At 61.1% G+C, this 17,131-nt stretch carries 11 protein-coding genes; 3 read left to right on the forward strand and 8 right to left on the reverse strand.

What is annotated here, in order from left to right:
* The first annotated feature begins 329 nt into the window (after positions 1–329).
* Both NKH57_RS31180 and NKH57_RS31185 read left to right on the forward strand, forming a co-directional pair.
* Positions 330–1,439 (forward strand): OmpA family protein, encoded by a 1,110-nt coding sequence (locus NKH57_RS31180; RefSeq protein ID WP_352950046.1) that lies wholly within the window; start codon positions 330–332, stop codon positions 1,437–1,439.
* 19 nt (positions 1,440–1,458) lie between these two features.
* Complete coding sequence (locus NKH57_RS31185) at positions 1,459–2,703, forward strand: caspase family protein (RefSeq protein WP_352950048.1); 1,245 nt, start codon at positions 1,459–1,461, stop codon at positions 2,701–2,703.
* Between the two features lie 46 nt (positions 2,704–2,749).
* Here NKH57_RS31185 and NKH57_RS31190 read toward each other — a convergent pair whose 3' ends face one another.
* On the reverse strand, positions 2,750–3,259 hold the full coding sequence (locus NKH57_RS31190; RefSeq protein WP_352950050.1) for a DUF6931 family protein: 510 nt from the start codon (positions 3,257–3,259) through the stop codon (positions 2,750–2,752).
* A 261-nt stretch (positions 3,260–3,520) separates the two neighbouring features.
* Here NKH57_RS31190 and NKH57_RS31195 point away from each other — a divergent pair, with 261 nt between their 5' ends.
* Positions 3,521–4,057, forward strand: coding sequence for an OmpA family protein (locus NKH57_RS31195; RefSeq protein ID WP_352950052.1), 537 nt, complete (start codon positions 3,521–3,523; stop codon positions 4,055–4,057).
* Between the two features lie 159 nt (positions 4,058–4,216).
* On the opposite strand, the gene NKH57_RS31200 is transcribed toward NKH57_RS31195, so the two are convergent.
* The 7 genes from NKH57_RS31200 to tagH form a co-directional block, all read right to left on the reverse strand.
* Positions 4,217–6,541 carry a M23 family metallopeptidase gene (locus tag NKH57_RS31200; protein WP_352950054.1) on the reverse strand — a complete coding sequence of 775 codons (2,325 nt, stop codon included), beginning with the start codon at positions 6,539–6,541 and terminating at the stop codon, positions 4,217–4,219.
* On the reverse strand, positions 6,538–6,948 hold the full coding sequence (locus NKH57_RS31205) for a DUF1036 domain-containing protein (protein ID WP_352950056.1): 411 nt from the start codon (positions 6,946–6,948) through the stop codon (positions 6,538–6,540). Before NKH57_RS31205 ends, NKH57_RS31200 begins: the two co-directional genes overlap by 4 nt.
* Before the next feature lie 108 nt (positions 6,949–7,056).
* On the reverse strand, positions 7,057–9,561 hold the full coding sequence (locus NKH57_RS31210; protein WP_352950058.1) for a serine/threonine-protein kinase: 2,505 nt from the start codon (positions 9,559–9,561) through the stop codon (positions 7,057–7,059).
* A 5-nt stretch (positions 9,562–9,566) separates the two neighbouring features.
* Complete coding sequence (locus NKH57_RS31215) at positions 9,567–10,340, reverse strand: PP2C family protein-serine/threonine phosphatase (RefSeq protein WP_352950060.1); 774 nt, start codon at positions 10,338–10,340, stop codon at positions 9,567–9,569.
* 168 nt (positions 10,341–10,508) lie between these two features.
* The gene (gene tssM, locus NKH57_RS31220) at positions 10,509–14,075 is read right to left on the reverse strand and encodes a type VI secretion system membrane subunit TssM (protein WP_352950062.1); all 3,567 of its coding nucleotides are present in this window, start codon (positions 14,073–14,075) and stop codon (positions 10,509–10,511) included.
* A 19-nt stretch (positions 14,076–14,094) separates the two neighbouring features.
* On the reverse strand, positions 14,095–15,600 hold the full coding sequence (gene tssL / locus NKH57_RS31225) for a type VI secretion system protein TssL, long form (protein WP_352950064.1): 1,506 nt from the start codon (positions 15,598–15,600) through the stop codon (positions 14,095–14,097).
* Positions 15,601–15,903: 303 nt separating this feature from the next.
* Complete coding sequence (gene tagH / locus NKH57_RS31230) at positions 15,904–16,935, reverse strand: type VI secretion system-associated FHA domain protein TagH (protein ID WP_502907355.1); 1,032 nt, start codon at positions 16,933–16,935, stop codon at positions 15,904–15,906.
* Positions 16,936–17,131 lie beyond the last annotated feature (196 nt).

Consider the following 17,131-nt stretch of genomic DNA (forward strand, 5'->3'; position numbering starts at 1 on the left):
CACCGTCAACGGCGAAGTCCGTGGCAAGGCGTCTTCAGACAGTTCCACCATCGGCGCCAAGTTCGGATTGAAGATCGCCTTCTAGTCAGTGTGGCGTGGCCGGATTATGGACTGGCCAAGCACTCCAGCCGAGACGCTCGCCAAGCGAGAGCAAGTGTTCTATGCTCTCCATCGGCACCGCATGGTCGGGATGTCGATACGGAAGTCTGTTGTCGTAGAGCAATTCCAGGAAAAGAGACGGTTTTCCGTCCCGAATTGCGTCAAAACAAACAGATGGAGCGGTTCGCCGTTTCCGTTAAAGCGTGAACTGCTCTAGGCAGGGGGGTTCCATGTTCGAAGTCGTCGGATTCTGCTGGAAAACACGGTCGAGCAGTCGGCTCGCCATAAACGCACTTGGCTTGATCGTTGCGCTGTCCGTGCTGCTTTTGCCCGGACTGGGAACCGCGAACGCACAGGCGAACTGGACGCTCGATCCCACCGCGTCGGTGCTCACCTATCAGTCGGTCAAGAAGAACACGATCGTCGAAACCAACAAGATCAGGAACATTTCCGGCAGCCTTACTTCGGCGGGTGACGCCAAAGTCACCTTCGATCTCAATTCGGTCGATACGGGGGTCGATCTTCGCAATGTCCGCATGCGGTTCCTTTTCTTCGAGACATTCAAGTTTCCGTCCGCCGAACTGACCGCGAAGGTCGATCCCGCGGCGTTTGCCGACCTGCCGACCAAGCGACGTGTGAAGGCGGTGCTTCCGTTCCGTCTCAACCTGCACGGGGTCGACAAGAACCTTGAGGCCAACGTCGTGGTGACCATGATCAGCGACAACATGGTATCGGTCGCTTCGGAGGCTCCGGTCGCCGTGCATGTGGAGGACTTCGGGTTGCTGCCGAATGTCGACAAACTCCAGCAGGCGGCCAATGTGACCAACATTGTTCCGACCGCATCGGTGTCGTTCGATTTCGTGTTCACCGCTGACGGCAGCAAGCCGGCTGCTGTCCAGCCTGTTGCGGCGAAGACCGCCGACGTCGGACCCGTCGCCACCGATGCCGCGAAGACGAACTTCAGCGACGAGGAGTGCCTCAACCGGTTTGCGGTGCTGTCGCGCACCGGGGCTATCTACTTTCGAACGGCGAGCGCGCGGCTCGATACCCAAAGCCGCCCGCTGCTTGCGGAGGTCGTCGGTGTCGTTGGCAAGTGCCCGGGCCTGAAGGTTGAGGTTTCCGGACATACCGATTCCGATGGGTCGCCTTTCGAGAACAAGCGCTTGTCGGAGCGGAGGGCCGAGGCGGTTGCCGATGCCATTGTCGCCGCGGGCATTCCTCGCACGCAGATCGCGGCGACCGGCTACGGCGAGGAGCGGCCGGTTGCCGCCAACGACACGCCTAAGAACAAGGCGCTCAATCGGCGGATCGAGTTTTCCGCCACCAAGCTCGTCAACTGAGGAAGGATCCGTTGTCCCGGTGAGTTTCGATCTGTTCGCCCGTTGTGGTGGCCTTATGCGCGGCATCGGGCTTGCAGCACTGGCATTACTTTTGACTTTGTCGGCCGCCAATGCCGAACGCCGTGTCGCGTTGGTCCTTGGCAACTCCCAGTATCAGCATGCCCCGGCGCTGACCAATCCGGTACGCGATGCCCAGGCCATGGCCGAACGCCTGAAGAACCTGGACTTTGAAGTCGTTTCCGGCTTCGACCTGACCAAACTGCAGACCCAGACGACGATTGCGCAGTTCGCCAAGCAGGTTCGCGGCGCCGACATCGCCCTGTTCTTCTACGCCGGCCATGGGCTGCAGGTTTCAGGCAGCAACTACCTTCTTCCGATCGATGCAGCACTTGAGGACGAGACCTCGCTCGACTTCGAGGCGGTGCCTGTGGATTTCATCTTGCGGCAAATGTCACGCGAGACCAGCATAAGGCTGATTTTCCTCGACGCCTGCCGTGACAATCCGCTTGCCGATGTGTTGGCAAAGACCGCCGGGGTCAAGGGAGCAAGGAGCGGCCTTGCCGAAATTCCGATCGAGAATGGTGGCGCGGGCACGCTTGTCGCGTTCGCCACCAGTCCTGATCGGGTCGCCTATGACGGGTCGGGCGAACATTCGCCGTTTGCTTCGGCGCTGCTCGCGCATATCGGCGAAACGAATGTTTCCATCACCGAAGCGATGAACCGCGTTACCGCCGATGTCTTCAAGGCAACCGCCGGCAAACAGCGCCCCTGGACCAATGTCTCACTGACCACCGAGGTCGTCCTGCATAAGATCGATCTCAACGCGCCGCTGATCGTCGGCGAGGCGAGCGCTCAGCAACCTGAAGGCGGCTCGGATGGGCGCAACGCCACGGCAAATCCGGCCGGCCCCGGTGACGACGCCCAACTCGCACTCAATGTGCTTCGTCAGAAGATACCGAAGCTTGCCTCGGACGACCCCATCTTTTTCGACCACCCGATCGATTTTGGCGATCCGGAAATCGACGGCAAGAGCATTGCCGAGCTCATCAAGGGCAAGCCACGCTTCAGTCCGGTGGAGGGGCTCGACAAGTCGGTATGGGAAGGCAAGCATTGCGACGGCTGCCATCAATGGAATGAGGCCAGGCTGTGCGAACAGGCGAAAAATTTCGCCTCCAACGATGTCTCTGTTTTGCGCCTGCAGCATCCGCTCGGAACACGCTTCAAGGTGGCGCTTGCCAAATGGGCTCAAGGCGGCTGCAAGTAAGGCAGGGCGTTGAGGCATCCATCCAGTTTGTGCCGGGGTGAATGCTTTAATACGCATCCGCTGATTGGCGCAGCGCCTCGATCTCGGCCATCTGGATGCCCATTTCGACAAAGGCCGAAAGAACGGCAAACCGGTCGGCGAGCGCGACACGTGCCAGTCCGGTCAGAATCCCGGCATTGACCGCATGGGCGGCAGGAAATGGTTGCAGGGCCGATACCATCGTCGCGGCCCTAGTCGAACCATTGTCACGCCATCCCGCGGCCAGGACAATCCAGCCGACCGGCGTCGTTGGCTGTGTCGCCGCGGCCGCACTGACTGCTGCCCGATGATGCGGGCTGTCCGGTTCACCCACCCAGTTGCGGACAAGCGCGAGCAACTCGTGATCGGTCTCATCGAACAGGTCGGTCAGGTGGCTCAGGCATTCATGGGCCCACCAGACCGCGGCCCGCTCGGGAAGCAGATAGGCACAAAATGTAATCGCTTCCTCGGGAACGCGCCCGGCGAGGAGGTCGCGGCAGAACTCGATCGAGCGCTGGTCGGTTGGAAGGGCTCTCATGTCCCGGCCAACAGCGGGACAGGCCATGAAAAGATCCCGTGCCGTTTTGAACCGGAGCCCATTGGCCATGACCGCCACGCTTTCATCGAGGAGCTCTGGCCACTCAAGCCTCAGGCGCGGCGCGGGTCAAGTCTCATCCTGTGACGCGCCGACAACTCGCGGCATTGTCGTGCCCTCAGTGTTTTGTCAACAGACAGTTGCCTTGGAATTTGGTATGATCGCGATCATCGAAATCGGATTGCTCAAACAGGAGGAGCCGCTATGCAGTGGAGCAGTTCAGCTTTTGTGTTGGCGGTCGTGTTTTTCTCGACCCACGCTTCCGCCGACCCCGTTCAGAAATCAGAAGACATTGTGAAGTTTTTTGCCGGTGCGGCCGATCTCGGCAAGTCGCGAGGAATTTGTGTCGGCTCCGAGGAGGAGTGCAAAAGCAAGACCAAGGCAAATGACGCGCCAGCAGGAAAATCCAGCCTCGACATGCTGATCAATTTCGGGCTGGATTCGGCCGAGCTCGACACGACTGCGCGCGCTGAACTCACCGAATTCGCCAAGGCCCTGAAGGACAATCGGCTGCGCACGTTCAACTTCGTCGTCGAAGGCTACACCGACGCCACCGGCACTGTGCATTACAACGAAGGCCTGTCGCAGCGTCGGGCGCAATCGGTGGCGGCCTTCCTGACAGCCAGCGGGATTGAGACCGCGCGCATCAATGCGATCGGCATGGGCGAAAAAAATCCGCGCAGCCCAAACCCATACGATCCCGTGAACCGCCGCGTGGAAATGCGGATAAAGACGGAATAAAGCCGGTAAAAGTGTGAAACGGTTTTCCGTCCGGATTGCGTTAAACAAAGAGAGTGCGCGGTTCGGCGTTTCCGTGAAACGCTCTGAAGCCTGTTCCATCCCGATGGAATCGGGATGGGGAACATCAACAGTCCGAGACACTCATGCCGCGCGGCCAGGTCAAAGCGTATTCTGAATCGAGCCCATGAGGGCGGTGACGGCCTGTTTGTATTTTTCGAACTCCGGCGATGTCTGGCGGATCTGCGTGGTCTGCAGGCTCGCGTCAGTAGCCACACGGCTTAGTTTTTGGCCCATTTTCCTTTCGGCCCAGTCCACCACGTAGCTGGCTGTCTTGCCGGTGAGAAACGGATTGGCCTGGATGACGGCCGAACCCAGCACGGCGCTCAGTTGCGCCGAACCTGTCGCCGCCAGCACCTGATGCGCGCCTTCCATCCCCAGGAAATGACAGAGATAGAGCCGTCCAGCTGTGATCTGGTGACCGCGCGCCCGAAGATAGGCCTCGCCTTCGCGCGCCAGATTGCGCACCATCTCGCGAGAGATCGTGGCGTCGTAGCGCAGAGCGAGCAGCTCGGCAGTCGACAGCGTGCGCGCAAGCTCCGGGCGGTAGGTGCTCATCATCCTGATCCAGGTCTTGGTTATGAACTGGCCGGCGCCGGTCGCTGAAGAATTTGGGTTCTTGGCGCGAGCGCTGCCGCCACTTTCGACATGAACGATGCGGTCGGTGAGCGTTTCGACAGCGGAATCGTCCGAAGCGATCGCGGTAACCCTGCCCAGCGGGTCGATCGCCTCGCCATTCTGATAAAGTTCGAAATGCAGGTGAGGCCCGGTCGAAAGGCCGGTGGTGCCGATGTATCCAATGATGTCGCCGGCTTTCACCTTAGTGCCGACGCCGGCCTGGATTGCAAATTTCTGCATATGCGCATAGCGCGTCTCGCGCCCGTTTCCGTGCGAAATCTTCACGAGATTGCCATAGTTGCCGCCATCACCTTGGAAGGTGATCTCGCCATCGAAGGCCGCTGCGATCGGCGTGCCCACGGGAGCCGCCCAATCGACGCCCTTGTGGATGCGAACGGTCCCGAGGATTGGATGCTTGCGTGGCCCGAAGGTGGAGGTCATGACCCCGTTGACCGGTGTGACCATGCCGTTGGTTACCGTCAGCGAGCGAACCTGATCGTCACCGGTGACGCACGCAAACTGGCCGTCGCTCTGCTGGAAGACGAAACAGTCGAGGCTCTTTTCGCCGCCCTGGACACCCACATACAGCACGCGCCCGGCACCTTCGTCCTTGCCGCGCGGCATCTGCGAATAGATCAGCACGAGGCGCTGGTCCTCGCTTGCAAAGGCGTCCAAGTCCTGTCCTCTCGAGAGATACATGATCGCTTCGCCGATCACGCCGGTCGGGACATTGTTGCGGGCCGCCGTCGAGTAGATCGCGTCGAGCAGACGGTATTGCCTTTTGTGCGTGCCTTCCGCCTGTGCGCCCGAATAATTGAACAGGTCTTCGCGGACCCAGGGATCGACGCCCGACACGAACGCGCCCGCGGCGTTGCGCGTCAGCGTGCCGACGAACACGTTCCTGGCGTAGATCGAAACCTGCATGAGGGACATCGTGGTCGTCCCGCGGCTCGGCCTGAAACCGCGCATGGCAACGACATAACCCGGTTCCAGACTGTCCCGATTGAAAAGCGCCTTCAGGGCCTCGCCTGCCAGCTTGGCATCGTCGGCGGAGAAATGCGCATCGAGAACAACGCTGTCCAGGCTGCGGTCGTTGAGGGTCTTCACGAACATGTCCTCGGTCGCCTCGAACCGCTGATAATCATTCGTGACGACCGCGACGCTGGTGTTGTTTTCGATCTGGGTCTTCTGGAATGCGGGAAGGGCAGCATCGCCCGCGTCGATTGTCTCGCCCCAGCCGGCTTCGGGATCGTCGGCGTCCGCCTTCTGGTCCGGAACCGCCGCGGGTTCCTCTGCGGTGGGTGATGGCTCAAGATCGTTCTGGAGATCGCCGGATGGCGCGGTAGCGGTCTTTCTTTGCGCCTGGAAGAATGCGAAATCCTCCTGCGTCGACGGTATCGTCGTCATGAATTTTTCGCTGGCGCTAAGCATGACGTCGGACAGAATTTCGATCTGGGGAGAAACGCCGGCTTGATCGAGTTCCGCCGGGCGCGGCATCGTTCGGCCTTTCGTTGCGGCGCCGGCATCGGGCGCCAGGGTGATCCACATTGGATCCCCGGCAAGGTCGATGATGGCCGGCACATAGACGGATGCATCGGCCGGCACATCATCCACTCCCTCGACCGCGTGCAACTCCTCATCTTCGTCGCCGAACGACCAATAGTCCGCGGTGAGGTAGAAACCGGCGGCGATCGAAAGCAGGAGAACCACCGCGAGACCGGCAATAAGCCTGCGCCAAAGCGCGCGCCTGCGAAGGGCGGCGCGCGCCTGCTTTTTGTGCCTGAAGCTCGTGTCGATATTGTGCGTCACGGATTGCTTCCGGTCAGGAAGAAGGTCCAGCGGACCTGTTCGAGCGTATCGACTTCGACAAATTGTGCCGCGATATGACCGCGCTGCCAGCATTCATCGATGCCACGTATCGAGAAACGGCGCCGCTCGATGCACATTTCTGTCGATCCGGTGAGGATCGCATGACCGAACACGTCCGTGGCATAGATGTAGATGTAGCGGTTCGTCAGTTCCTCGCGGATGACGTTCACGCATTGATTGGCGCCGATGGTCCACCAGCCATCGGTCTGGTCCGCATTGTCGACCTTCTGGCCGACGGCGAGATTGACGACGTCGAGTGTCTGATTGCAGACCGTGAATTCGGCGCGCGCTTCGCTGGATGACATCACGGCCAGCAGCGCGGCGCCCGCCATGACTGCAAGCCTCATGTGGCCTGTCAGGACACCCAGGGCTCGAAGCGGATCATGCTGCTCAATCGGCAGGTCGGCAGACGAACGGGGCGAACGCGAGCGGCGGAGTTCCATCGGGCGTCCATGCTATCCGCCGAGCCGGAAATACTGGGCGGTGGCCGAGAACCGAGTCCCATCGGTCTCAATTTCTTCGAGAATTTTGGGGAGCAGCACAGCGGCGGGTGTCGGCGTGGAGAACTCGGCCGCCTGAATATCATGGACGCCCGTGATCACCATTATGATCTGCGGCACGGCCTTTCCGGCGGCTTTGTCGGCCGCGCCGAGGCCAATCGGGATGCTGAAAGTAGCCTTGCCCGGTTCTACGACGATGCGGTCATCGAGATTGAATACCATGCCTTTGTGATCGATCAGCAGCACGCTGGAAACGAGCCCGCCGCGTGTCACCAGCGTGCCGCTGACCGGCGTGCCGTTCGGCACCGACGTCCGATCGAGAACAAGCTGCGGCTTGTCGGCGGCGGTCTGCCCCAGAAAGCGCAGAAAATTGGTGACTTCGCATTGGCTTGGCTCGATGAGCCGGACGCTGATGTCCGGCTCGATGTGGAATTTTGCCTGGAAATCGCCCAGCATGCGCTCGAATGGCTGGACCGCAGTTCCAAATCCTTCGATCGCGGTGGCCTTGTCGGTTGCCGACGTCATGGTCGCATAGAAACAATCGCCGCCGCCGAAGTTGCGAACCCAGGAGACCCGTTGCGCGATGTCGTCGACGGCCGCGGGGACCTCTGGTTTGGGCACGTTCAACGCGACGACAGGCTGGTCGGGCTGTTTGGCCTCCGGTAGTGCGGCTTTTTGACTCTCGGCCTTCGCGGTATCCGTCTTGCTTGCGGCGGGTTCAGGCGCCGGCGTGGTCGCCTTGGGCGGTATCGGCTGGTTGGTCTGTAGCTGGGGCTTTTGGCTCTTGACAACCTCTGGCTTGGCCGGCGGCGGGGTCGAGACGCTCTCGGGTGCTGACGGCGCTGGAGCGGTCGTGACAGGTGGCGCCGCCGACGTCTGGCTGTCGCTGGCCACCGCATCGGGCTGGATTGCCGGTGATGCCTTTTCGGGCGGCGGCTGCACTTCCGTAGTTGGCTTCGAAGTCCCCTCGGTCTTCGAGGGGACTTCGGCGGGCTTGGCCGGCTGCGGCTTTTGAGCTGCCGCTGCATCTTGCTGATTTTCAGCCGGCGGTGCGCCGGCCTCCGGCTTTTGAGCTGCCGCTGCATCTTGCTGATTTTCAGCCGGCGGTGCTCCGGCTTCCGGCTGCGCGGGCGGAACTGCCTTTGCCGGCTCGGGGGCGTTCGCGGCAGTGTCCGCCGGGGGCGGCTTTGACAGCTCTGGCGCGGGCTTTGATGGCTCTGGTGCGGAAAGCGATATCTTATCGACGGTCGGCGTCGCAGGCGTCATAAAGCCGCTCAGATAGAGCCCTGCGCCGGAGGCGACAGCAAGCGTCGCCAAGGCGGCGATGGCGACGGTCCGGGTGGTCTTTGCGGGTTTTGCGGGCACATCCGCCTTGACCGCGCGCGAAGGACCGACGGCCGGGGATGGCTGCGGTGCGGTCAAATGCGCGGGCCGGACATGCGGGACAAAGCGCTCGCGCGTGCCCGTCGCCAGCGGCGCGTCGTGTCCCGCGACATTGGATGGCTGAGGCTGGCCCTTAGGATCAGGAGCAAGGGTTTGCTCGGCTGGCGGCAAGATCGGTCGGTTGCGTGGTGGGATGGACGTCGGCGACATCGTTCCTTCGTCTTCGCCACGCGTCATTCTGGCGATGTCCGCCATGCTGGCCGGCCGGTCTCGCGGATCCGGTTGCAGCATGGCTTCAACAATGTCACGAAAATCGTCGTCGATGTCGGAGAGATCAGGCACGGTCCGGCGCTTTTCGATGACCTCGAACTGCGATCCGCTCATGTCGATCGGCTTGCCGCGCAAAGCGGCAACCAGCACCAGCCCCAGGCTGTAGATGTCGGATTGCTCACTGACGTCGCCGCTGTAGAGCCCGAGCTGTTCGGGTGAAACATAATTGTACTTTCCCGCGAACTTTCCGCCGATCAGGGTCTCACCCCCCACACTCGCCGACCGGGCGATACCGAAATCGATGATCTTCGCGCGGTCGACCCGGCCGCCGGGCAGGATGATGTTATCGGGGGAGAGGTCGCGGTGTATTGCTCCAGCTTGATGGACGGCGCTCAAGCCGGAAGCGAGGCGGTGGCAGAGCTTGCGCACATCTGCCGTCGGCATCGCGCCACGTCGCATGATGTCGAACAGCGACTCACCGTCGACGAATTCCATGGCAAGGTAGGGACGGCCGATCCCGGGATCGATCGTGAAGACGTGGTACCGCACGACCGCGTCATGCGACAGGTGATTGAGGATCAATGCCTCCTTGCGGAACAGCGACAAGATCGTCTGGTCACGGGCGAACTCGGGCAAGACGATCTTGATCGCGACATGGTCACCGGTCTGGATATTATGGCCACGGTAGACCTCGCCCATGCCACCGAATGCGATCCGCTCGTCGAGTTCGTAGATGCCGCTGAGTTGCGTGCCTACGGCGGTGTTGGCCATGCCCCCCGATATTCGCGTCTTATCGTCGGCGCTCATGAGCCTCAAGCCTCCGCTCTATGCGGATCTGGACGAGGCGATTGGCCATCGCGCCGGTCTCCGATCTTCACAAGCACGATCGTCACGTTGTCCGTTCCGCCGCGCGCCAGCACCATGTCGAGCAGGTTCTCGCAGGCTGCTTGAGGTGTCGCCGAAACCGTCGCCGCCTCGATCTCGGCGTCGGTGACATGGGCTGTCAGCCCATCCGTGCTCAACACAAAAATGTCCCCAGGCATGATTTCGCCCTGCTGGAAATCGATGACAATCTCGTCGCTGACGCCGATCGCTTGCGTGATGACATTGCGGCGCGGCCAGGTGCGCGCTTCGGCTGCGCTGATGATACCCCGGTCGATGAGCTCCTGAACTTCGGTGTGGTCTCTCGATATCTGCGAGATCGAGGCGTTGCGGATTAGATAGACGCGGCTGTCACCCGCCCACAGGCAGGCAAACCGCCCGTCCATCGCCAGCAGGGCGGCAACGGTGGAACCGATGGTTATGCCGCGAGATTCGGATATGCCGCGGATCTCGGCATTGGCCCTGCTCAGCCTGTCCTCGAAGCGCGCCCGAAGATCGGGTGCCGAGCTCGCGATGCCGATCGTTGCCAGATGATCGACGATACTGGCTGAAGCGACCTCTCCGGCGTCATGTCCACCCATTCCGTCGGCTACCACCCAGAGGCCAGTTTGTGGCTCGACCAGATAGCTGTCTTCATTGAGCTCCCGGACAAGGCCTTTGTGGCTCACGCCGAAGCTTTCAATGGGAAGGGCGACAGTATTCAATTTGCCACCAAGCGCTTTTCAAGCGTCCTTCTGCGGCGCACCTTTGGACGCTCGCTCGCGCCACTTTGCCACAGGCTCGAACATTAAAGTATCGAAAACTAAGGAAAACCAAGGTTTGACCGTATGTGGTCCGCAGATTGGCACCATGCTCAGCAGATCAACCGCATCTCAAAACGCCTTGGGACAGCTGAACCCGGAAAGCGCGGGGAGGAAGAAGGGGTTGGAGCCTGAGCCTGTCTGGAGCGTATAAGAAACGTCGCGTCCGCCGATCACGAAGCGTGCTTGCATGTTGCTGTCGTCGCCGGTGACGGCAGCCCTGTCCAGAAGCCGTTTCAGGGCCCACGGCCCTTCGAACTTGATGGCGGATTCGCGGCCTGGCATTTCCGGCGTCAGGCTTAGGCTGGCGGACGCGGAAGCCGTACCGCCCGGCCAGGTGACCGCGCTTGGTGCGTTGCCGGTCTGGTTGCTCTGGACGATCTGGCCATCGGCATCGAGTATCGCCGTATCGGCATCGCCATTCAGTGAGAATGGTGTGAAAGTGATGCTGACCGAAGGCACCGAACCGCCCGATGGAAAGAAGGCGCTGCGGATTTCCGCGGCCAGTTGGAAGTCTTTCAGGGTCGATTTCGACAGGTCGCGTCCAAAGCGCGCATCCTGTTTCCAGCTCCAGTCCTGGCCGGTCATGTCGATCAGCGATGCGAGATTTTGTGCGAAGAACCGGTCCAGCAAGCCGCCCGGGGCGAACAATTTCGCGAAATCCGCCATCGCAACATCCTCGGTGGCGTCCCCGGCGAAGGGATAACGGCCGTTGATTGCGGCTTCACAGGGGGCCGTCACCGTCTGGTCGAGTATCTGGTTCAAGTTGGTCACCGAGGTTTCGGCGACATTCTCTTCGAACTCATCCGCCGTCGCGTTGACCATCCGGCCGAGTTGCTTGGGCAGGCGTGAGACATTGGCGCGAAGCGTGGCTATCTGCAGCTGCAGGTTCGAATTGACGCGCTCCGTCTGCGAAGGAACTTCGGCCGCCAGTTGCAGGCTCTGATAGATATCGCTGAAGTTCTGGGTCAGGGCGTCGATTGGGCGGTGTCCGGCAGGGCCGTTCACCAGGGCCTGGAATGGTCTGAATTGCGCTTCGATGTTTGCACCTGGATTGCGGTTCCGTGCGTCGGCGGCCCCCGTGCCGGCGCGGCTTTGCGATTTGCCGTTGGCGATTTGTATGCCGATGCGGGCCAGGCCCTTGGCTAGATCCGCGGCGTTGCGCGGCGGGTTCTGAGCCGTGCCTGCTTCGATCTCGGTGCCGGGACTGTTGCCGTCACCTGGGTCCCGCGTCAGAGCTGTTTCGTTGGCGATCGCCGTAAAGAGCTGGTTCATCGGTGAGCTTGGGGAGGCAGCGGCTGAAAGGGCGATGTAGTGCGGCTTGTCCGTCAGCATCGCCTTGAATTTCAACTGGTCGAGAACGCCGTTCCACGCGGCCGCGAACTCCTTCCCGTAGCGATCGAGAAGTTCGGGGCCGAGCTTGAGCAGTTGCTGGTTGATGTCGCCTTGTTCGCCGCCGCCGCCGAGAATCCACTGCTCGTCGACAAGCATCTGCGCAATGCGCGAAAGTTGCCGGAGATAGAAGGTGTTGAAGCCGGAATGGGTGTATATTCCGGGGACACGAAGCCCTGACAGATCGCTGCCATCGATGCGCTCGAACAGCAGCTGCGCTTCCGGCCCACCTTTCTGGGATACGGAAAAATCGTCCAACACCGCCGCGTATGTCGCCGACTTGATCAATGCCGAAGCTCGATCGGCAAGGCTCATACGCCCGAGAGAACGTTGAGCGGCTTCAACAAGCGGCTGGTTGAGTTCGAAGACGGGATCGTAGGCGTCGTCCAATGCCAGCATGGCGCGCAGGTGCTTTTCGAGTTGCTCGCGTCCTTCGCGATTGTTTTCACCTGGATATCGGTTCTGCTCCCAATCTTGCTTCATCCAGGAAACGATCAAAGCGTCATCGACCTTCGGTGTCTTGCCGCCAAGCATCAGATAGATTTTCAACGGTTCGTAGAGCGCGACGGGATCGGCCATCTTGGCCTGGATCGTCCGCTCGGCCTGGATCAGCAGGCGCGATCGGAACATTCGTTCCAGCCCCTGCCGATAGGCCGTTTTGGACGCCGAAAGAAGTCTCTCACGCTGACTGAGGCCGAACGTCTCTTCGATCGGTGTCGGCAGGTCACCGTTTTCGAACCCGGCCGGCAGATCGCGCAACTGGTCGAGCGGGCCGATGACGTTTTCAAGGTCGACATCGGTAACCGTGGCCGTCTTGAGCAATGGGGCCGCCGTCTCGCGATACTGGCCCATGGCAAGAGTTGTGGAGGCTATCAGCGATCGGTTGGCCGCAAAGCTCAGGGCGAGCGTACCCAGTGCGGCGGCAGCGATCAGCGTTATTGCGCCGAGGCCGCAAAGTCTGACGATCGCCGCACGCCTTGCAGCCGATTTGTCATACGAAACCCATCCGGATTCGGCAAAAATGACGTCCGTCAGCAGATCATGCAAAAAGAAGCTTTTGCCAGTTCCGGAAAAGTGCGGGCGGGAATTGCCGCCGAAATTGCGGCCGATCGCGCCCAGCACCTGATCGATAGGCGTTCCCTCCTGCGTGCCTGACGAAAAATACAGTCCACGCAGGTTGACATTCACCTGGCTTCGGGTCGGATCGAACAGGCTAGCGACAAAACTGGTAATTCGACTCCTCAGCGCGCCGAACTGTGCCGGAAAGCCGAAGATGGAGATGCGCGTGACCGGATCAGCCTCTTCCTGGAGGCGATCGGCCATCTCGTCCGCCAGGCGTTTTGCCAGCGCGTCGAATTCGGCAGGGGCCCCGGCGGCCATGTTCCTGTCGCGCTCCGCGGTCTGGAATGTCGCGCCCCATACCTTGCGCCTGCGTGGCTCGTCGAAACCGCCGAAGTAATCCATGAACCCGGAGACAAGATCGGCCTTGGTGAAAAGCAGATAGACTGGAAACTGGATTTTCAGCGTCTCGTGGATTTCCCTCAGCCGGCTGCGTATCTCGGTGACGTGGGCATCAAGCTGCTGATCGTCGAAGCTCATCAGATCGGCAAGGCTGATGGCCAGGATGACGCCGTTTATCGGTTGCCTGGCGCGGTATTTCTTGAGCAGTGACAGGAAGGAGAGCCAGCTCTTCTTGTCGCTCTCGGCATTAGAGTCCTGCGTCGTGTAGCGACCTGCGGTGTCGATCAGCACGGCCTGGTCGGTAAACCACCAGTCGCAGGAACGTGTTCCGCCAACGCCAGCCACCGGTTGGGCGTCTCCCGAACCGGCAAGCGGAAAATTCAGACCCGAATTGACCAGTGCCGTTGTCTTGCCGGCACCCGGCGGGCCTATGACGACATACCAGGGGATCTCGTAGAGGAAGTTGCGCTTGCCGCTCGACCGTTTGAGCGCCGCCACGGCCTCATTCATGCGGGCTTCGAGCACCCGCGCATCATCATCATTATGGTCGTCATTGTGCGCAATGACGGTTTCGAGTGCTTTTTGCGCCTTCCTCGCCTGCCAGAAACGCAGCCCGTAAAAAAGCGCCGGCGTCGCCACGATCACACCAATGATCGTCGCGCGCAGCCAGGCAGGTCCGAGCGGCCGGCTATCGGCGAACCGGATCAAGGGGCCGGCAAACCACACCGCCGCCGCGAAGCCGCCCAGCGCGGTCACGCTGAATATCCGCAGCAGCCAACGCGTCATGGGTGCTTCCAACGGGCCGTCACAATGTTTCCTCCCTGGGGATCATCACATCGACACGGCGGTTCTTGGCGCGGCCTTCCGGCGTCGCATTGTCGGCGACCGGTTCGTCCTCGCCCTTGCCATCGACCGTCAGTCGCGAGGGATCGCTGAATTTCGGTGCCATCAGCGCTGCGACGGCCTTCGCCCGGGCGACGGAAAGGTCGAAGTTGGATTTAAACGCGCTCGACTTTCGCGGTTTGACATTATCCGTGTGGCCGACGATCCGGATTGGTCCAGGCTCGTGCTCCAGAGCCGCGGCGATGTCGGTGGCAATGGGCTGGAATTCCGGCTTCGTCTCGGCCCTGCCGGATTGGAACAGCAGCAGATTGTTGATTTCCACCATGATGAAGTCGCCTTTCGTGCCGATGGCCAGCCCGCCGCCTTCGACGTCCTTGGCCAGCGCCGCACGAATACGGTCGATCTGCCCGGTGGCCGTGGGTGGGGTGACTTTCGCCGGCTCGGCCAACGGCGCCACGCTGGCGCGCTCGATGGCAATCGGCATCGATGGATTGAGTGCCAGCAATTCACCCGCGGCGGCGTCGCCTTCATTGGTGATGAAGACCCGCAATGCGAAAAACGCCGCAGTCAGCAGCGCCGTCGCTGACGCCGCAACGACCCAAAGCGGCAGGCGGGCCGAGGACCGCGCCATCGTCTCCGCCAGGCCCTGCCAGTGCGGTGAGATGTCTTCACCGGCGTGCGCCCTGAAGTAGCGAAGCGTTTCGTAGACGTCGCGTCGAACGCGTTCGAGATTGTTGTCTTCGCGCTTCACACCTCGATACTGGCCCTCGAAACCCAGTGACAGGCAGGCATGCATCAGTTCGAGCAGATCGTAATGCGTCTCGGGATTGGCCAGTATCTTGTTCAGTGCTTCGTAGAAGCCTGTGCCGGTGCGCTCGGTATGAAAGAACTGCCACAGCATGCTGTGTTGCGCCCAGTCGTCACTCCTGGGCCAGGGCAGGTTGCCGATGAGATCGTCGACGGTTTCGCAGAGGGCGAATTTCGCAATCCGTGTATCCTCTTCGGCAACGTCTGACTTCTCCACTGTCCGGTCGAATTTCTCAATCGCCTCGGTGACATGTTGCGCCAGTGGCTCCGCCTGCCTTTCGACGGGCATGAGCCTGAGCTGCCCGAGCAGCATCAGCAAAGGTGCCGCCGCGGCGAGAATAGGGTTTGCCGCGGAGTATTTGACGATGTCGGCGGCGCCGAGCAGCATCGCCTGCTCGATGGCTGGCTTTGGCGCGGCGGCGGAAGAGCTGGTGCCTGCCGCGGTAGCCAAGGCTGGACCTTGATAGATGACGGTTCCGGATGCCCAGCCCGGCGGCCGCACGACACCAGGATCGAACACGGTTGAATACTTGGCCCTAGAGGGTTGGTCTCCGTCGGCGTCGGGTTGCTCAGGAGCTGGCGGCAATTTTTGCGTGCGCCGCGGATTTGCGCGAATGACGGTCTTGCCCGCCGGGCCGAGGGGGTCGTCCTTCGAGCTCATCGCGGGTCGTCCGTGCTGGCGGGGTACCCACGATTGGGCGAGACAGGCGCAAGATGGTTTCTGGTCAGGTAAAGGAAAGGCAGCCCCGGCCGGCCGTGGCAGTGTCCGGAGGAGGATTGGCTAGAAAACGCTATTCCGCCGTAGCATGACATTTGCCGCAGACCCCCAGGTCAATGAGTCTTACCCGCTTGGCGAACTGTCGTATGCGATCGTAATCTCAGAAATTGTCGATTGGAACCGAATGCCGGGCGTCGGAGAGACTTTTCTTCGCCGACTGCCGTGCCGTGCGTTTCCTGGGATCGCCTATTTTTGTTTGTCGGCTTTGGCGTAGGCCTCGCTGAAATACGCCAGGAAGATGTCCAGCATGCCGTTTTCATGTGCCTCTTCCATGGTCCGCCATGTCGCCACATAGGCGTCCCAGGCCTGGCTCTTCTTCGATGTAAACGACGTAGGCGGGAGTTTCCTGCCGATTGCCTCGGGGGACAGATCGTCAAGCAGCCGGGAGAGCGCAGCTTGCATGGCAGCATAGGTAGCGAATTCGTGCGTCTTGAGATCGCGGAATGCATCTTCGATACTGCGCCTGGCATCAAGATAGCCGGCCCTGCGTCGGGCAAACATGATTTCGAGGATGTCGTCGGTTCCTGGAACGAACTTCAGCGGATTGTTGTCGGCGGCGCTGATCATCGTTCGTTGTGTACTCTTGGCCAGCATTTTCGCGGCCGCCCGCGCCTTCAGCAGCAAACTAAGTTCCTCGACCACGGTCCGCAGGACCGCGCCGATTTCGGCTGCAACTTCATGCCGGTCGCGCAATTGAAGCAATTCCGGCGAAATGCCGGCTCCGATCGCAATCTCCCTCAATACCTCGTCTCTGGTTGAGGGCAGGGGTGGGGAGTGCACGGCTGGAACGCGCCGCCCGGACCGTTGCTGCGCGGAATCGAAGAAAGGCCCCTCGCCGAATTCCAGCGGCCGGCCTGTCGCGAGCGGCATGTCTCGCTGCGTCGGACCGTGGCTGGTGGCGCGCTCCTCCTCGATCGACACTAAGACGATATAGCGGCCGATCAGCATCCGGTCGCCATCGCCCAGCCGATGCGGGTTGGTCATGCGCTGGCTCGATCCATTGATGAAGGTGCCGTTGCGCGAGATATCGTGCAGCCAGAACGCGCCGGCCTCGTAGCGAACCTCGCAGTGCCGACCCGAGATGAACTTGTCGGGGTCCGGCAAGGTCCAGTCACAACCATCACGTCCGATTTCGAAGCCGCGATCGCGCGCCGCGTAGCTGGTCGAGGTGCCAGCGGGCAAGGCATCGACGTTGTTGATTTGCAGACTGACGTACATCCAGGATCGCCCTCGATCGATACTCCACCATTCTAGCAGCTTGCAGGTAAAACAGGACAGCGGCGTTTCAAGCCCATGAATCGATGGGTAAGATCTTGTCGCCGCCTCTCTTTGACCGCGCTCAGACAGATATGAGATTCTTGCAGTTGAGGAGGGGTTCTCCGTAACTCGGGTTGCGAAGCTCGAATCATAGGAG

Source organism: Mesorhizobium sp. M1050 (assembly GCF_040318715.1).
Classification (GTDB): domain Bacteria; phylum Pseudomonadota; class Alphaproteobacteria; order Rhizobiales; family Rhizobiaceae; genus Mesorhizobium.

Coding starts and splice junctions, on each gene's coding strand:
- NKH57_RS31180 (WP_352950046.1), top strand. CDS start 330: ATGTTCGAAGTCGTCGGATTCTGCTGGAAAACACGGTCGAGCAGTCGG.
- NKH57_RS31190 (WP_352950050.1), bottom strand. CDS start 3,259: ATGAGAGCCCTTCCAACCGACCAGCGCTCGATCGAGTTCTGCCGCGAC.
- NKH57_RS31195 (WP_352950052.1), top strand. CDS start 3,521: ATGCAGTGGAGCAGTTCAGCTTTTGTGTTGGCGGTCGTGTTTTTCTCG.
- NKH57_RS31205 (WP_352950056.1), bottom strand. CDS start 6,948: ATGAGGCTTGCAGTCATGGCGGGCGCCGCGCTGCTGGCCGTGATGTCA.
- NKH57_RS31210 (WP_352950058.1), bottom strand. CDS start 9,561: ATGAGCGCCGACGATAAGACGCGAATATCGGGGGGCATGGCCAACACC.
- tssM (WP_352950062.1), bottom strand. CDS start 14,075: ATGACGCGTTGGCTGCTGCGGATATTCAGCGTGACCGCGCTGGGCGGC.
- tssL (WP_352950064.1), bottom strand. CDS start 15,600: ATGAGCTCGAAGGACGACCCCCTCGGCCCGGCGGGCAAGACCGTCATT.
- tagH (WP_502907355.1), bottom strand. CDS start 16,935: ATGTACGTCAGTCTGCAAATCAACAACGTCGATGCCTTGCCCGCTGGC.